This window comes from Streptomyces sp. NPDC002588 (assembly GCF_040295925.1).
Lineage (GTDB): Bacteria > Actinomycetota > Actinomycetes > Streptomycetales > Streptomycetaceae > Streptomyces.
In genome coordinates this window covers 1-15,241 of sequence record NZ_JBEOWF010000084.1, presented here as the reverse complement: position 1 = coordinate 15,241, position 15,241 = coordinate 1, and the positions used below count along the sequence as shown (strand labels likewise).

Annotated in this window: 13 protein-coding genes; 4 read left to right on the top strand and 9 right to left on the bottom strand. The window is 70.4% G+C overall.

Annotation, left to right across the window (positions count from 1 at the left end):
• Positions 1-166: 166 nt before the first annotated feature.
• Positions 167-2,167, bottom strand: a complete 2,001-nt coding sequence (locus ABT057_RS48080; protein WP_352351584.1) for an alpha-ketoacid dehydrogenase subunit alpha/beta — start codon at positions 2,165-2,167, stop codon at positions 167-169.
• A 109-nt stretch (positions 2,168-2,276) separates the two neighbouring features.
• Here ABT057_RS48080 and ABT057_RS48075 point away from each other — a divergent pair, with 109 nt between their 5' ends.
• A complete protein-coding gene (locus tag ABT057_RS48075; RefSeq protein WP_352351582.1) occupies positions 2,277-2,984 on the top strand; it encodes a TetR/AcrR family transcriptional regulator in 708 nt (235 codons plus the stop codon).
• A 38-nt stretch (positions 2,985-3,022) separates the two neighbouring features.
• Here the strand turns inward: ABT057_RS48075 and ABT057_RS48070 are convergent, their stop codons facing one another.
• Genes ABT057_RS48070 through ABT057_RS48060 form a run of 3 tightly spaced genes read right to left on the bottom strand, consistent with a single transcriptional unit; the run spans position 3,023 to position 6,063 of the window.
• The gene (locus ABT057_RS48070) at positions 3,023-4,177 is read right to left on the bottom strand and encodes an acyl-CoA dehydrogenase family protein (protein ID WP_352351580.1); all 1,155 of its coding nucleotides are present in this window, start codon (positions 4,175-4,177) and stop codon (positions 3,023-3,025) included.
• Position 4,178: 1 nt separating this feature from the next.
• Positions 4,179-5,237, bottom strand: a complete 1,059-nt coding sequence (locus ABT057_RS48065) for an alcohol dehydrogenase catalytic domain-containing protein (RefSeq protein ID WP_352351578.1) — start codon at positions 5,235-5,237, stop codon at positions 4,179-4,181.
• 37 nt (positions 5,238-5,274) lie between these two features.
• Complete coding sequence (locus tag ABT057_RS48060) at positions 5,275-6,063, bottom strand: enoyl-CoA hydratase/isomerase family protein (RefSeq protein ID WP_352351576.1); 789 nt, start codon at positions 6,061-6,063, stop codon at positions 5,275-5,277.
• A 171-nt stretch (positions 6,064-6,234) separates the two neighbouring features.
• Here ABT057_RS48060 and ABT057_RS48055 point away from each other — a divergent pair, with 171 nt between their 5' ends.
• Together ABT057_RS48055 and ABT057_RS48050 are read left to right on the top strand one after the other, a co-directional pair.
• The gene (locus ABT057_RS48055; protein ID WP_352351574.1) at positions 6,235-7,770 is read left to right on the top strand and encodes an acyl-CoA synthetase; all 1,536 of its coding nucleotides are present in this window, start codon (positions 6,235-6,237) and stop codon (positions 7,768-7,770) included.
• A gap of 3 nt (positions 7,771-7,773) precedes the next feature.
• Positions 7,774-8,544: an SDR family NAD(P)-dependent oxidoreductase gene (locus ABT057_RS48050; RefSeq protein WP_352351572.1), complete on the top strand. Its 771-nt coding sequence runs from the start codon at positions 7,774-7,776 to the stop codon at positions 8,542-8,544.
• 128 nt (positions 8,545-8,672) lie between these two features.
• Here the strand turns inward: ABT057_RS48050 and ABT057_RS48045 are convergent, their stop codons facing one another.
• The 4 genes from ABT057_RS48045 to ABT057_RS48030 form a co-directional block, all read right to left on the bottom strand.
• The gene (locus ABT057_RS48045) at positions 8,673-9,428 is read right to left on the bottom strand and encodes an IclR family transcriptional regulator (protein ID WP_352351586.1); all 756 of its coding nucleotides are present in this window, start codon (positions 9,426-9,428) and stop codon (positions 8,673-8,675) included.
• Positions 9,429-9,687: 259 nt separating this feature from the next.
• Entirely contained in the window at positions 9,688-10,704 is a 1,017-nt protein-coding gene (dmpG, locus tag ABT057_RS48040; RefSeq protein WP_352351570.1) for a 4-hydroxy-2-oxovalerate aldolase, read from the bottom strand.
• Positions 10,701-11,654: an acetaldehyde dehydrogenase (acetylating) gene (locus ABT057_RS48035; RefSeq protein ID WP_352351568.1), complete on the bottom strand. Its 954-nt coding sequence runs from the start codon at positions 11,652-11,654 to the stop codon at positions 10,701-10,703. The genes dmpG and ABT057_RS48035 overlap by 4 nt, the downstream gene beginning before the upstream one ends.
• Positions 11,651-12,484, bottom strand: a complete 834-nt coding sequence (locus ABT057_RS48030; protein WP_352351566.1) for a 2-keto-4-pentenoate hydratase — start codon at positions 12,482-12,484, stop codon at positions 11,651-11,653. Before ABT057_RS48030 ends, ABT057_RS48035 begins: the two co-directional genes overlap by 4 nt.
• A 361-nt stretch (positions 12,485-12,845) precedes the next feature.
• Between ABT057_RS48030 and ABT057_RS48025 the strand changes: the two genes are divergently transcribed.
• The gene (locus ABT057_RS48025) at positions 12,846-14,444 is read left to right on the top strand and encodes an FAD-binding protein (RefSeq protein ID WP_352351564.1); all 1,599 of its coding nucleotides are present in this window, start codon (positions 12,846-12,848) and stop codon (positions 14,442-14,444) included.
• 52 nt (positions 14,445-14,496) lie between these two features.
• On the opposite strand, the gene ABT057_RS48020 is transcribed toward ABT057_RS48025, so the two are convergent.
• Positions 14,497-15,105, bottom strand: coding sequence for a TetR/AcrR family transcriptional regulator (locus tag ABT057_RS48020; RefSeq protein WP_352351562.1), 609 nt, complete (start codon positions 15,103-15,105; stop codon positions 14,497-14,499).
• Positions 15,106-15,241 lie beyond the last annotated feature (136 nt).

Sequence of the window (15,241 nt, the reverse complement as noted above, 5' to 3'; positions counted from 1 at the left end):
CCGCTTCCTCCTCACCGCACCCCCACTCAACCTGCCCGGCACACAAGGCAGCCCCCTCACCCCGGTCGCAACCGTCTGACACCACCGCGACCGGAGGCGGAAACGACAACAGGATGGCCCCGGGAACTCTTCCCGGGGCCATCCTGTTGTCGTGGGTCACCGCGGTTCACACCGCCGCGATCCGCCGTACCGTGTCGGCGATCGTGTCCCGCGAGGGCAGCCACAGCCGTTCCAGCGAGGGCGCGTACGGGGCCGGCACCGCGGGCGGGGCCACCCGCGTCACGGGCGCGTCCAGATGCCAGAAACCCTCGTCGACGGCGAGCGCCGCCAGCTCGGCACCGACGCCGAAGTCCCGCACCGCCTCGTGCGCGATGACCAGACGGTTGGTCTTGGCCAGGGAGGCGAGGACCGTCTCGCGGTCCAGCGGGGCGACGGTCCGCAGATCGACGACCTCGACGCTCACGCCTTCCGCGGCGAGCAACTCGGCGGCGGCCAGACAGTCCTGGACCATCCGCGACCAGGAGACCAGAGTGACGTCCGTACCCTCCCGGACCACCTTCGCCTTCCCCAGCGGCAGCAGATGCCCCTCCGCCGGACGCGGACCCTTGAAGCCGTACTGCAGCCGGTTCTCGACGAAGACGACCGGGTTGGGATCCTGGATGGCGGCCCGCAACAGGCCGTAGGTGTCGGCCGGGCTGGACGGCATCACCACGGTCAGACCGGGAATGTGGGCCAGCAAGGCCTCCAGGCTCTGCGAATGCTGGCTGCCCGAGGACCGCCCGGCGCCGAACTGGGTACGCACCACGAGAGGCATGGAGGCCCGGCCGCCGGTCATGAAGCGCAGTTTGGCGGCCTGGTTGAGCAGCATGTCCAGACAGACGCCGATGAAGTCCATGTACATGATCTCGACGACCGGCCTCATCCCGGCCATGGCCGCCCCGACCGCCGTACCGATGATCGCGCTCTCACTGATCGGCGTGTCCCGGACCCGCCCGGGAAACGCCTGCGCCAGGCCGCGGGTGAGCCCGAAGACGTTGCCGCCCGCGCCGACGTCGATACCGGCGACGAAGACGGACGGATCGGCGGTCAACTCGTGCTCCAGAGCCAGCCGTACGGCGTCCATCGAGCGGAAGATCTCGGCGTCACCGGGGATCGGGGCGGGCTCGGGCACGGCCCTGCGGGGCGCCGAGACGAAGTCGTGCAGCGTCTCCGGGGCCGGCTCGGGCAGGCTCCGCGCCCACTCCACCGCCGCCTCGATCTCGTTGTCGACCTCCTCGTCGATGTCGTCCGCGCGTGCGGCCGGCACGCCCGCCTCGGCCAGATGACGGCGGGCGATCAGCAGCGGGTCACCCTTCTTGGCCGCCACCACCTCCTCGGGGCTGCGGTAGCGCTCCGGGTCGCCCTCGTAGTGGCCGTGCCACCGGTAGGTCTCCGCCTCCACCAGGACCGGGCCGCCACCCGCCCGCAGCCGTGCCACCACGTCGTTCATCAGGCCCGCCACCGCGAGCACGTCGTTGCCGTCGACGTGCGCATAGCCGATCCCGTAACCCGCGGCGCGGGCGGAGAGGGGGGCCCGGTGCTGCTCGGCGGCGGGCGAGAACTCGGAGTAGTGGTTGTTCTCGCACAGGAAGACGACCGGGAGATCCCACACGGCAGCCAGGTTCACGGCCTCGTGGAACATGCCCTGCGCGACCGCACCGTCACCGAAGAACGCCACCACCACATCTCCCGCGGCCCGCAGTTTGGCCGCGGTCGCCACCCCGGCGGCGATGGGCAGCCCGGCGCCCACGATGCCGTTCGCGCCGTAGATGCCCAGGCCGGGGTCGGCGATGTGCATCGAACCGCCACGGCCGTGGCATGTCCCGGCCTCCTTGCCCATCAGCTCGGCCATCATCGACGCGGAGTCCAGGCCCTTGGCCAGCACATGCCCGTGGCCGCGATGGGTGGAAGTGATGCCGTCCCTGGCGGTCAACGGCCAACAAGCCCCGACGGCACTCGCCTCCTGACCGATCGACAGATGCAGGAATCCGGGAATCTCCGTCGCCTTGTACAACTCCGACGCCCGCTCCTCGAACCGCCGGATGCGACGCATCCGGCGATACATCTCCAGGAGCTGGTCCGCGTACGCGGTTCCGGTCATGGTCTGCTGTGGTGCCTCAGTCGTCATGCGCGTCCTCGCATCGCTCGCGCGGGCGGCACTGGGCCGCGCCGCCTGAGTCCTACTTTTAATGTACCGTTTGGTCTAGCAAACTCTTGATCGGGCGGGGAGAGAACCGATGCCCAGACCACCGGGCCATGGGCCGGACTACGAGGTCCGGCGTCAGAAGATCATCGACACGGCCGCCGAACTGTTCGCCCGCCAGGGCTATGCGGCGACCTCCGTCAACGAGCTCTGCCGAGCCGTCGGGCTCGCCAAGGGCGCGCTGTACTACTACATCGGGTCCAAGCAGAACCTTCTCGTCGAGATCCAGTCGCGGGTGATGAACCCACTGCTGTCGCGTGCCCGGCAGATCGCGGAGCTCGACACCGACCCCGTGCTGCGGCTGCGCCTGCTGTCGGAGTCCCTGCTGACGATCATCTTCCGCAGGCTCGACCACATCTGGGTCTACGAGCACGACTACCGCAGCCTCACCGGCGACTACCTCCAGACCCTGCTGGGCCGGCGTGCCGAGTTCCAACGGCTGGTCACGGGACTGATCACGAAGGCCGCTGAACACGGCGGCTTCCGTGCGACCCCGCCGCGGCTGGCAACCCTGCAATTCCTGAACCTGCACAACCACACCTACCAGTGGGCGAAGCCCGGTGGCCGCTGGGACGCCGCGCAGTTGTCGCGCGAGTACTGCGACACCCTGCTGCGCGGTTTCGGCGCGCCGGCCGCCTCCCTGCCGGACATGGAGGAGAGGGCCGCCGCCTTCAAGCGCGACCGCCCCGATCTGCCGCTCGACCCCGAGGCCGAGTGGAAGTCCGCCTCGGCGGCCGGCTGACCGAGGGCCCTCGGCGCACGCCTCGGGCCCTTCGTCTCTCACAGCTGCTGCACGAGCGCCCGGGCGACGACATCACGCTGGATCTCGTTCGTGCCCTCGCCGATCTCCAGGATCTTGGCGTCGGCGTAGAACCGGGAGATCTCCGACTCCCGCACATAGCCGTAGCCGCCGTGGATCTGCACCGCCTGGGACGCGGCACGGTTGGCCACCTCGGAGGCGAACAGCTTCGCCATGGCGGCCTCCTTGCTGTACGGGCGGCCCTGGTCGGCGAGCCAGGCGGCCCGGTAGACCATCCAGCGGGCGGCCTCGAACTCCGTGCCGATATCGGCGATCTTGTGCGCCACCGCCTGGAACGCCGACAGCGGGCGGCCGAACTGCTGCCGTTCCGTGGCGTGTTTGACGGCCAGCGCGAGCGCGGCCTTGGCCAGCGACATACCGAGCGCGGCCACGCTGATCCGGCCCTTGTCGAGCACGGAGAGGAACTGGCGCAACCCGCCGCCCTCCTCGCCGATCAGGTGGTCGTCGGAGATCCAGCAGTCGTCGAAGACCAGTTCCCGGGTGTCCATGGCGTGCCAGCCGAGCTTCTTCAGCTTCGCCCCGCACGTGTAACCCGGCGTGCCGGTCGGCACGTAGAAGGTGGCGAACCGTTTGCGCCCGTCCTCGTCGCGGCCGGTGGTGGCCAGCAGGGTGACACCCTGGCTGATGTCGGTGCCGGCGTTGGTGATGAACATCTTGGTGCCGTTGATCACCCAGCCGCCGTCCGCACGGCGGGCGGTGGTGGTGATGCCGGCCGCGTCGGATCCGGCGCCCGGCTCGGTCAGGCCGAACGCGCCGATGGCCTCGCCGCGGGCCAGCGGGGCCAGCCAGCGGTGCTTCTGCTCCTCGGTGCCGTAGGTCAGCAGCGGGAGGGTGGCGATGGTGGAGTGCGCGTTCCAGGAGGAGGCCACCGACTGGTCGGCCGCGCCGAGTTCCTCCATGACGGCCACGTAGGAGACGGTGTCGGAGCCCGCGCCTCCGTACTCCTCGGGCACGAGCATGCCCATCAGGCCGAGTTCGCCGAGCTTGGTGAAGATGTGGGTCGGGAACTGCTCGTTCTCCGACCACTCGGCCGCGTTCGGGGTGATCTCCTTGGCCGCGAACTCGCGGACCATGTCCTGCAGGTCCTGCGTCTCCTCCGGCAGGTCGAAATCCATGTCACAGTCCCTTCGGGGTCAGCAGCACCTTCAGGTGCCTTGCGCGGTCGGCCGCCAGGTCCGCGAAGACCCCGGCTCCTTCCCGGAGCGAAAAACGTCCGGTGATCAGGGGCGAGGCGTCCAGGCGCCCGGTGCTCATCAGGTCGATCACGCGGGGGATGTCGAAGTTGTAGCCGAGCGTGCCGAGCACGGACCGCTCGTAGAAGACGAGTTGCCCCATGTCGAACTCGACGCTGCCGTGCCCGACGCCGGCGAGCACGACACGGCCGCCGCGCCGGACGGTGGCCACGGCCTCCCGGGCGAGCGCGGGGACACCGGTCGCGTCGATGACGGCGTCCGGGCCCACGCGGCCGGTCTTCAGGAACAGCTCTCGGCGTACATCGGTCTCGCGCGGGTCGAAGGCCTCGGTGACGCCGATGTCGAGGAGCTTCTCCCGGCGTTCCTTCAGGGGTTCGCTCACGTAGAGCCCGGCGGCGCCCGCGAGGCGGGCCGCGAGGACGACGGCGAAGCCGATGGGGCCGCCGCCGACGACCAGGACGTTGTCGCCGGGCCGGACTCCGGCCCGTGTGACGGCGTGCAGACCCACCGCGAGGGGTTCGGCCACGGCCGCCATCTCGTCGCTGACGTTGTCGGGCAGCCGGGTGAGCCCCGCGATCGGTACGGTGACGCGATCGGCGAAGGCACCGGGCGAGGCCAGGCCCACGGAGCCGCTCCTGGGACAGATGTGGTATTCGCCGCGCACGCACCAGAAACAGACACCGCACCGCCACACGGGGTCGGCGGTCACCCGGTCGCCGATGGCGATGCCGGGGACCGCACCGCCCAACGCCAGTACCCTGCCGCTCAGTTCGTGCCCGAGGGCGAGCGGCGGGCTGGCCCCGGTGAACGGGTGCGGATCGTTGCGGATCATGTGCGGTCCTTCGAGGAACTCGTGCAGGTCGGTGCCGCACACCCCGCACCAGGCCACCTCCACCACGGCTTCGTGCGGCCCCGGCTCCGGCGGGTCCGGGACCTCCTCCAGCCGCAGATCTCGCGCGCCGTGCCAGCGCAGTGCCTTCATCGCCTCCACCCCTTTCGTGTCGTACGGCCTTCGCCGCCTAGTTGTCCTGCGCGGGTCCGTCGAAGCGCGCCTTGCCCGGACCGTGTTCGAGGAACGACCGGATGCCGGTGGCGGCGTCCGCCGTGCCGAACACTCCGGTGAACAGGGACCGTTCGAGCGCCAGCCCGGCGGACAGGCCGGCGTCGGCGCCGTGATCCACGGCCTCCTTGATCGCCTCCAGGGCCGCCGCGGGCCCCTCGGCGAGCAGCCGGGCGTACCGCAGGGCGGTGTCGTGGACCTCGCCCGTGGGCACGACCTCGTCCACGAGTCCGAGGCGCAGGGCCTCCTCGGCGTCCACCCGGCGGCCGGTCATCAGCAGGTTCTTGGCCCGCGACGGCCCGATCAGCCGGGTCAGCCGCTGGGTGCCGCCCGAGCCCGGGATGATCCCGAGCTGCACCTCGGGCTGGCCGAGGATCGCGTCGTGGGCCGCCACCCGGTAGTCGGCGGCAAGGGCCAGTTCGAGGCCGCCGCCGAGCGCGTACCCGGTGATCGCGGCGACGACGGGCACGGGCAGCCGGGCGACCTCGTCGAAGGTCCGTTGCAGCGCCCGGTTCCAGCCGCGCACCTCCTCGGAATCCATCAAGGCCAGCGCCTTCACGTCGGCCCCGGCGGCGAACAGCCGCTCACCGCCGTACAGCACCACGGCCCGCACCCTGCGGTCGTCCGCCAGACCGCGTACGGCGGCCGCGAGCTCACTGCGCTGGGCGGTGTCGAACGCGTTCATCGGCGGATGGTCGAGGCGGACCGTGACGACGGGTCCGTCGGTGTCGAGGCGGATACGAGACACGGGGCCCTCCTCGGTGGGGGAAAGCGACTCGGCCCGCCCGGGTGGTTGTCGGCCAGTGGGCTCCGTCGTAAAGTGCGGCACAACGTTTTATAGACCAAGAGGTACACTAAATCTTGGTAACGGGCAACCGACCGGTCGGGACGATCCCGGCCGCCGAGCCGGAGAGTCGCCGTGCACAATTTTTCGAGCATCCTCGATTACCACCTGGCCCAGCGGCCGGACGACGTGGTCGTGACACAGGAAGAACGCCGTCTGACGGTGCGCGAACTCCATGAGCGGGTGACGCGGCTGTCCGCCGGTCTGAGAGAGCTGGGCGTCGGGCGCGGCGACGTCGTGGCTCTGCTGCTCTACAACCGGCCCGAGTTCCTGGAGCTCGTGTACGCCGTCAATCGCATCGGGGCGGTCTTCCTTCCTCTGAACTACCGCCTGTCCGAGGAGGAATGGGCGTACATCCTCGACCACGCCCAGGTGAAGGTGATCGTCACCGAGCCGGAGTTCGAGCGCCCCGTGGACCGCATCGCCGGGAAGCTGACCGGCCTGGACCACCGGATCCTGGTGGACGGCGAGGCCCCGTCCGACCGATGGACCCGCTACGAGCCCCTCCTCGACCGGCACCGGGACGCCCGGGTGGTGGAGCCCGTGGACGTGGGGTTGGACGACGTGCAGCGCCTGATGTACACCTCGGGCACCACCTCACGGCCCAAGGGCGTGCGCATCACGTACGGGAACGTGCAGGCCAAGAACCTGGCCCACATCGTCCACTTCGGACTGACGGCGGCGGACACCACGCTGGTCTGCGGCCCGCTCTACCATGTGGGCGGCCTGGACATGCCTGCCCTCGGGGTCCTGTACGCGGGCGGGGGCGTGGTGCTCCAGCGGAAGTTCGACCCGGAGGGCGTCCTGCGGGCGATCCAGGAGCACCGGGTCACCAACGCCTGGCTCGCGCCCGCCATGGTCAACGCGGTCCTGGAGGTGCCGGACCGGGAGTCGTACGACACCACGTCCGTGCGCTTCGTCCTGGGCGGCGGCGAGAAGACCCCGGAACCGGTGCTGCGGCGCATCATGAACGCCTTCCCCAACGCCTGGTTCGCCGATGCCTACGGCCTCACGGAGACCGTCTCCGGCGACACCTTCCTCGACCGCGAGCACGCGCTGTCCAAGCTGGGCTCGGTCGGGCGTCCCGTGCCGCACACGCGCGTGCGGATCGTCGACGAGAGCGGCACGGAGGTGCCGGCCGGCGAGCTCGGCGAGATCACGCTGCGCGGGCCGAAGGTCTTCGCCGGCTACTGGCGCGACGAGAAGGCCACGGCCGCGGCCCTGAAGGACGGCTGGTTCCACACCGGCGACATCGGGCACGTCGACGAGGACGGCTTCCTCTACATCGACGACCGCAAGAAAGACATGATCGTCTCCGGCGGCGAGAACATCGCCACGCCCGAGGTCGAGCGGGTGCTCTACGAGCACCCCGCCGTCCTGGAGGCCGCGGTGGTCGGCCTGACCCACCCCCGCTGGGGCGAGGTCCCGCGCGCCTTCGTGGTGTTCCGGCCCGGAGCGGGCGCCGGGCCGGACGAGCTGCGGGAGTTCTGCCTGGAGCGGCTGGCCAAGTTCAAGGTGCCGGTCCGCTTCGACATCGTCGACGAACTCCCCCGTACCCCCTCCGGCAAGGTCCTCAAGCGGACCCTGCGCGACATTCCCGTGGAGGGCTGAACCATGGCCGACGTCAACACCGACCTGCGTCTCGACGGCAGAACCGCCTGGGTGACCGGCGCGGGGAAGGGCCTCGGCCGGGCGGTCGCGGTCGCCCTGTCCCAGGCCGGGGCGGACGTGGCGGTGACCGCCCGCACGGCCGCGGACCTGGAGAGCCTGGAGAGCGAACTCGCCGGGTACGGCGGAAAGGTGCTGGTGCTGCCCGGCTCCGTCGCCGACCCGGACACGGTCCGCATGACGGTCGAGCGGATCACCGGGACGACCGGCCGGCTCGACGCCGTCGTCAACTGCGCGGGAATCAGCCCGCACTTCACCCGTAGCGAGTACGTCACCGACGAGGACTTCCGGCAGGTGCTCGACATCAACCTCCAGGGCGCCTTCTACTGCTGCCGCGAGGCCGGCAAGGTGATGCTGGCGCAGGGCTCCGGGTCGATCGTCAATGTCTCGTCGGTGCACGCGAGCACCGGCTTCGAGCGGATCGCCGCGTATGCCGCCAGCAAGGGCGGTGTCGAGGCGCTCACCAAGGCGCTCGCGGTCGAGTGGGCCGACCGTGGGGTGCGGGTCAACGCCCTCGCGCCAGGCTACTTCCGTACGGACCTCAGCTCCGGCCTGCTGGACAGCCGCTGGGGCGAGCGGATCGTGAAGGGCACTCCCCTGGGCCGGGTGGGCAGCGTCGAGGAACTGGGCGGCGCCGCGGTGTTCCTCGCGTCGGACGCTTCCCGGTTCGTGACGGGCACGACCGTCACCGTGGACGGGGGCTGGACCGCGTGGTGACAGGGCGGCGAGCGGCCGGCACGGTGCCTGCTCCACGGCTGGACGGCGCCGTGTCCGCTCCACGTTCGCCCGGCTGACCCAGCCGGACGGAGGAGAGCCGCCCCGGGTCTCACTGGGGCGGCTTCGTGCTATCCGACGGCGTCCGGCACGTCCCGGCGGCAGGGTTCCGACACCCCGAAGAGCTCCTCGGTGACGGCCCGCACCGCGTTGACCACCAGCGGGGCCACGAGTTCCAGCGAGGAGCCGCCGTCTCCCACCACCGAGATCGCCCCGACCGGTCCTTCCGGCCCGCGCAGCGCGAGCCCGACACAGCCGAGACCCGGGAAACACTCTCCCCTGTCGATCGCCAGCCCGTTGCGCCGGCGCACCAGACCGAGCTCGCGGTGCAGTTGGTCGACACGGCCGATGCTGTGGTGTGTGCGCCGCTCGATCACCTGCGCGTACCGGGCGTCGATCTCCTCGGGACTGAGCCAGGCGAGCATGGCCTTGCCGAGCCCGGTGCAGTGCGCGACCGCCCTGCCGCCGACCCGCGACGGGATGTCCACGGCGGCCCGGCCTCCCACCTTGTCCAGGTAGTAGATCTCCGGCCCGTCGAGGACGGCGAGATGGACGACCATTCTCGTCCGCACGGCCAGGTCCAGCAGGTGTGGTGCGGCGGCGGCCCGCAGTGCGCTGTGTCCGATCTCCCGCCCGCCCAGGCCGAGCGCCCGGATTCCCAGCGTGTATCCGGCCACCGTGTGATGCAGCCAGTCCAGCCGGACCAGCTGGTCGAGAATACGGTGGGTCGTCGAGCGGGGCAGTTGTGTCCTGCGGGAGACCGATTCGAGCGTCAGGTGCGTCTGCGGACTTTCGAAAAGGTCCATGATCAGCGTCACGCGTTCCATCATCGACGGAGGCGACGCAGGCCCGGCGACCTCGGAGGATCGCACGTCGAGGCGAAGGGCAGACGTCATCGTCAGTGCCTCTCTGCTCAAAACTGAAATCAATTCTAGTTCGGCGCCAGCGTCAAGGTACCAACGCCACCAGTCGCAGAGATAGAGTCGTGCACCGATAAATTGGGACGTGCGGTCTATTTGATCGTGAACCCAAAAGCGTACCGCTCCCCGGAAGAGTTCTTCCGGGGAGCGGTACGTCGGGCGGGTGTCAGCCGCGGGTGGTGAGGTCGAGGGCGATGTCCACGATCATGTCCTCCTGGCCGCCGACGAGGCCGCGTCGGCCGACTTCTTCCAGGATGGTGCGGGCGTCCAGGCCGTACTGTTCGGCCGCGGTCTCGGCGTGGCGCAGGAAGCTGGAGTAGGCGCCGGCGTAGCCGAGGGTGAGGGTCTCCCGGTCGACGCGTACCGGCCGGTCCTGGAGCGGGCGGACCAGGTCCTCGGCGGCGTCCTGGAGGGCGTGCAGGTCGCAGTCGTGTTTCCAGCCGTGGAGGTTGGCCACGGCGATGAACGGCTCGATCGGACAGTTCCCGGCACCGGCGCCCTGTCCGGCGAGTGAGGCGTCCACCCGGGTCACGCCTTCCTCCACCGCCACCACGGAGTTGGCCACCGAGAGGGAGAGGTTCTCGTGGGCGTGGATCCCGATCTGCGTCTCCGCGTCGAGGACGTCGCGGTAGGCGCGGATGCGGTCGCGGACGCCGTCCATGGTGAGCCGGCCGCCGGAGTCGGTGACGTAGACGCAGTGCGCGCCGTAGCTCTCCATCAGTCTGGCCTGTTCGGCGAGGGCGTGCGGGGGCGCCATGTGCGCCATCATCAAGAACCCTGAGACGTCCATGCCGAGTTCACGGGCGGTCGTGATGTGCTGGGCCGCGACGTCCGCCTCGGTGCAGTGGGTGGCGATGCGCACCGAGCGCACCCCGAGGGCGTAGGCCCGCTTCAGTTCGGCGATGGTGCCGATGCCGGGCAGGAGCAGGGAGGTCAGGACGGCGCGGTCGACGGCGTCCGCGGCCGCCTCGATCCACTCCCAGTCGGTGTTGCTGCCCGGCCCGTAGTTGAGGCTGCCGCCGGCCAGGCCGTCGCCGTGGGCGACCTCGATCGCGTCCACGCCCGCCCGGTCCAGGGCCGCTGAGATCTTGGACACGAACTCTGGCGTGATGCGATGCCGGATGGCGTGCATGCCGTCCCGGAGGGTGACGTCCTGCACGTAGAGCCTGCGGTCCGCGCTCACTTGGTCACCTCCAGGGTCAGCCGCCGGGCGACGCGCTCGGCGACGCGCAGGGCGGCCGAGGTCATGATGTCGAGATTGCCGGCGTAGGCGGGCAGATAGTGCGCGGCACCCTCCACCTCGAGGAAGACCGACACCTTCGTCGTCGGCCGCTCCGAGACGCCCTCGGGCAGGAGGGTGTGGACCGGGTCGCCGGCCGGGAGCGGGGTGAACTGGACCTGCTGTTTGAGCCGGTAGCCGGGCACGTACTCGGCCACCGCGGCCACCATCTCCTCGACGGAGGCCCGGATCGCGTCGTGATCCGCCGCGCCGATCAGGCAGTACACCGTGTCCCGCATGATCAGGGGCGGTTCGGCCGGGTTCAGGACGATGATCGCCTTGCCGCGCCGGGCACCGCCCACCCTCTCGATCGCCCCGGACGTCGTCTCGGTGAACTCGTCGATGTTGGCCCGGGTACCGGGACCGGCCGACTTCGAGGCGATCGACGCGACGATCTCCGCGTAGGGCACCGGAGTGACCCGGCTGACCGCATGGACGATCGGGATGGTCGCCTGACCGCCGCAGGTGACCAGGTTGAGGTTGTCGGCGCCGTCGGCGAGATGCTCGTCGAGGTTCACCGGAGGCACCACATACGGTCCGATGGCCGCCGGGGTGAGATCGACCAGACGTTTGCCGTACGGGGCGAGCTTCCTGGCGTTCTCGACATGGGCCTTCGCCGACGTGGCATCGAAGACGATCTCGATGTCGTCGAAGCCGTCCATACCGATCAGGCCGTCCACGCCCTCGTGCGTGGTGGGCACCTTCAGACGCGCGGCGCGTGCCAGACCGTCCGAGTCCGGGTCGATGCCCACCATCGCGGCCATCTCCAGGGTGTCGGACAGGCGCAGCACCTTGATCATCAGATCGGTACCGATGTTGCCGGAACCGATAACGGCCACCTTGGTCTTCGTCATCCTTCTTGTTCCTTGGGTGAGAAGGTCGCGGTCACCGAACCCAGGCCCGACATCTCGGCCCGGACGGTGGTGCCTGGCGGGGTGGGGACGAGCGGGCCCAGGGCGCCGGAGAGGACCACCTGCCCGGCGCGCAGCGGGTCGCCGAACTCGCGGGCGGTGCGGGCCAGCCACAACAGCGCGGCCAGCGGGTCGCCCAGACAGGCCGCCCCGTCGCCCTCGGAGGCGAGCACACCGTCGGCCCACAACTGCATGGTCACGTCCCGGGGGGTGAACTCCCCCAGCCCGACCCGCTGTCGGCCGAGCACGAACAGTCCGCTGGACGCGTTGTCGGCGACCGTGTCGGTGATCGCGATGTCCCAGTCGGCCACCCGGCTGTCGACGATCTCCAACGCCGCCACGGCGTGTCCGACCGCCGACCGGACCCGCTCGACGTCGAGGTCGTCCTCGTCCAGGTCCGCGGCGAGAACGAACGCGATCTCCGCCTCGACCCTGGGCTGGAGCAGCCGTTCACTGGGGACGGCCGGCAGACCGGTGACGTCCATGTCGTCCAGCAGAACCCCGAAGTCGGGCCGGTCGACGCCGACTTGACGCTGCACCGCATCGGAGGTCAGCCCGATCTTGCGTCCGACGACCCGGGCGCCGGCGGCGATCCGGTCACCGATGACACGTTGCTGGACCGCGTACGCGAGGCCGACGTCTCTCGCGCCGAGCAGGTCCCGCACGGGCGTACAGGGCTTGTGGTCCTGGGCTGCGCGAATGATCCGAGCGGCGGCCTCGGCCACTGCGGACTCACGGTCCGCGACGACTGTCGGTTCCCAAACATCTGTCATTCGTATCCTCAACTCGTGCCTGCCCCCAGCCTGAGCGGGTGCGGCGCAGGGCGACGGCCGGCGTTCCGCTCACCGGGACCGCAGCCGGACCGGAGCGGTCTCGGTGAGCGAGATGGCCGAAGGGCGCGGTGACGGCGGCTCGTTACCGTCGGCGGGCGAACTGCTGAACGGCTGGTGGCGAGACGCCGTGGCCGGCGGGACCTGGGACGTCCTGCCGGCCCGTCACCGTGGCCGATGTGTGCCACGCCGGAGCCGCCTCCCGCGAGCTCCGTGGTGTCCGCCTCTGCCCGACGTCCCCCACCTGTGGCCGCGGTCCCTCTCACCCCCCACGTAGAACGTCGGCACTCATGAGGAGGTCAGGATGAGCATCAACGAGGATGCCTACGATGTGATCGTCGTGGGGTCTGGCGGTGGTCTGGTCGGGGCGTACGTGGCGGCGTCACGCGGCCTGCGGACGCTCGTCGTCGAGAAGACGGACCGGGTGGGCGGCACGGTCGCCTACTCCGGCGCGGGCCTGTGGTTCCCGGGCTCCGCTCCGCTGCGCCGGGCAGGTCTCGGGGACGACCTCGAGGACGTCCGGGCGTATCTGCGCAGTGTCGTCGACGACCCGTCCCGGGAAGCACTCCAGGACGCCTATCTGACGGCCGGAGCGCAGCTGATCGACGAACTCGAGCAGAACCCCTGGTTCCGGTCCTTCGTCCACGGCCCGGTTCCGGACTACTACGCATCAGCCCCCGGAGCCTCACCCACGGGACACACCGTCTTCCCGCCGCCGCTCGACGCCGCGGACCTCAAGGAGCACAGGCCGCTCGTGCGCGACTCACTGCCCACCGAGCGGTTCGGCTTCGACGAGGGCCCGCTCCTCTCCGGCGGCCGGGCACTGATCGGAAGGGCCCTGTCGGCCTTCCTGGAGACAGGCCACGGCGAACTGCGGCTGAACACCGCGCTGGAGAGCCTCGTCGTCGAGGACGGCAAGGTCGTCGGGGTCGAGGTCGTCAGCGAGGGCGAACGGGTCCGGATCCGCGCCGCGCGGGGCGTACTCCTCGCCGCCGGCGGCTTCGAACACAACCGCGAACTGCGCGGGAAGCACCAGCCGCCGCTCACCGGGGAGTGGTCCGACGGCGCCCCGGCCAACACCGGCGACGCACTCCGCGCGGGCATCGCCGCGGGCGCGGACACCGACCTCCTCGACGAGGCCTGGTTCGTGCCCGGACTCGTCCATCCGGACGGCCTGCCGCTCTTCCACACCGGCACCCGGGGCGGCATCTGGGTCAACGGCGGCGGCGAACGCTTCGTCAACGAGACACGACCCTACGACCAGGCCGCACACGAGATCGTACGGCTGCACAACACGACCGGCGTGAGCCACATCCCGGCGCACTGGGTGTTCGACCAGCGGCAGCTGGACCGGGACGGCATCGGCTTCCCGCCCGCCACCCCGGGACCCGAGCAATGGCTGGAGTCGGGGGCGCTGAAGAAGGCCGACAGTCTGGAGGAGTTGGCCGGTCTGATCGATGTCCCGTTCGACGCGCTGAAGCGGACGGTCGAGGAGTTCAACGGGTACGCCCGGACGGGTGTCGACGAGCGGTTCCACCGCGGTGAGACCCCCTGGGACCAGATGTTCCACCACATCGTCCCGTTCCCGGCCGACCCCCGGCAGAACTTCCCGGCGAAGCCCGCGCCGGAATGGCCCAACCCGCTGCTCCTGCCCATCGACGAAGCACCCTTCTACGCGGCGACCATCGTCCCCTCCGACATCGGCACCAAGGGCGGACTGAGGACCGACATCCACGCGCGCGTGCTGCGGCCGGACGGGAAACCGATCGACGGCCTCTACGCCACCGGGAACACCATGGCCGCGATGTCGGGACACGTGTACCCGGGCGCGGGGACACCGATCGGTTCCAGCCTCGCGTTCGGATACCTCGCCGTCCTGGACATGGCCGGGACCACGGACTGACATGACACGACAGTGCCCGGGACACCACGTGCCCCGGGCACTGTCGTGTGCGCTACTGCGCCGTGATCAGCCGCGCGGCCAGCCGCAGAGCCGCCTCCCCCTGCTCGGTGGAGATCTCCTCGGTCAGCATGGCCACGAACAGGCCCCACCAGCTGTAGACGAGCAGCCGCACCCTGCTGCGCCCGGTTTCCGCGTCCGCGCGGTCCCCGAGCAGGCGCAGGAGCCGCTGTCCCAGCGATCTCTCCACGATGTCGATCTGGGTCGGGACGACGCTCGCGTACTCCGTGAACGACGACAGCGCCACCGCCGAGGCCAGCAGGTGGCTGCTCAGCAGCTTGCCGCTCAGTGAAATGAGCGTCTCCGCCACCTCGGTCGCGGGGTCCGTCACGTCGTCCGCCGCCGGCTCGGCGTCCCGGCCCCCGAGAAACTGGTCGATGTGCCATTCGAGCACCGAGAGAAACAGATAGGGCTTGGAGGGGAAGTAGCGGTAGAGCGTGGCGATCGCCACGCCCGCCTCCTTGGCCACATCGTGCATCTGCACGCTCGCCAGCCCCTCGCGCGCACTGAGTTCCGAGGCGGCGCGCAGGATGCGGACCCGCCGGGCGGCCTGGCGGCTGGATACCGGAGCAGCGGCTTGCCGTACCTCCGCGGGTCTTGCCACGTCGTCCTCCCCCAACTTGTCGGCTGCTCCCGCCCTCGGCACTCAGCCGGTCTCCGGGCGGGTGAGGAACGCCAGGACGGCGCTTTCCCAGGCCTCCTTCTGTTCGATCATGGCCCAGTGCCCGCAGTCGGGCAGG

Excerpts from the sequence above, each read along its gene's own strand:
- ABT057_RS48080 (WP_352351584.1), bottom strand. The coding sequence starts at position 2,167 with ATGACGACTGAGGCACCACAGCAGACCATGACCGGAACCGCGTACGCG.
- ABT057_RS48075 (WP_352351582.1), top strand. The coding sequence starts at position 2,277 with ATGCCCAGACCACCGGGCCATGGGCCGGACTACGAGGTCCGGCGTCAG.
- ABT057_RS48070 (WP_352351580.1), bottom strand. The coding sequence starts at position 4,177 with ATGGATTTCGACCTGCCGGAGGAGACGCAGGACCTGCAGGACATGGTC.
- ABT057_RS48065 (WP_352351578.1), bottom strand. The coding sequence starts at position 5,237 with ATGAAGGCACTGCGCTGGCACGGCGCGCGAGATCTGCGGCTGGAGGAG.
- ABT057_RS48050 (WP_352351572.1), top strand. The coding sequence starts at position 7,774 with ATGGCCGACGTCAACACCGACCTGCGTCTCGACGGCAGAACCGCCTGG.
- ABT057_RS48045 (WP_352351586.1), bottom strand. The coding sequence starts at position 9,428 with ATGGAACGCGTGACGCTGATCATGGACCTTTTCGAAAGTCCGCAGACG.
- ABT057_RS48035 (WP_352351568.1), bottom strand. The coding sequence starts at position 11,654 with ATGACGAAGACCAAGGTGGCCGTTATCGGTTCCGGCAACATCGGTACC.
- ABT057_RS48030 (WP_352351566.1), bottom strand. The coding sequence starts at position 12,484 with ATGACAGATGTTTGGGAACCGACAGTCGTCGCGGACCGTGAGTCCGCA.
- ABT057_RS48025 (WP_352351564.1), top strand. The coding sequence starts at position 12,846 with ATGAGCATCAACGAGGATGCCTACGATGTGATCGTCGTGGGGTCTGGC.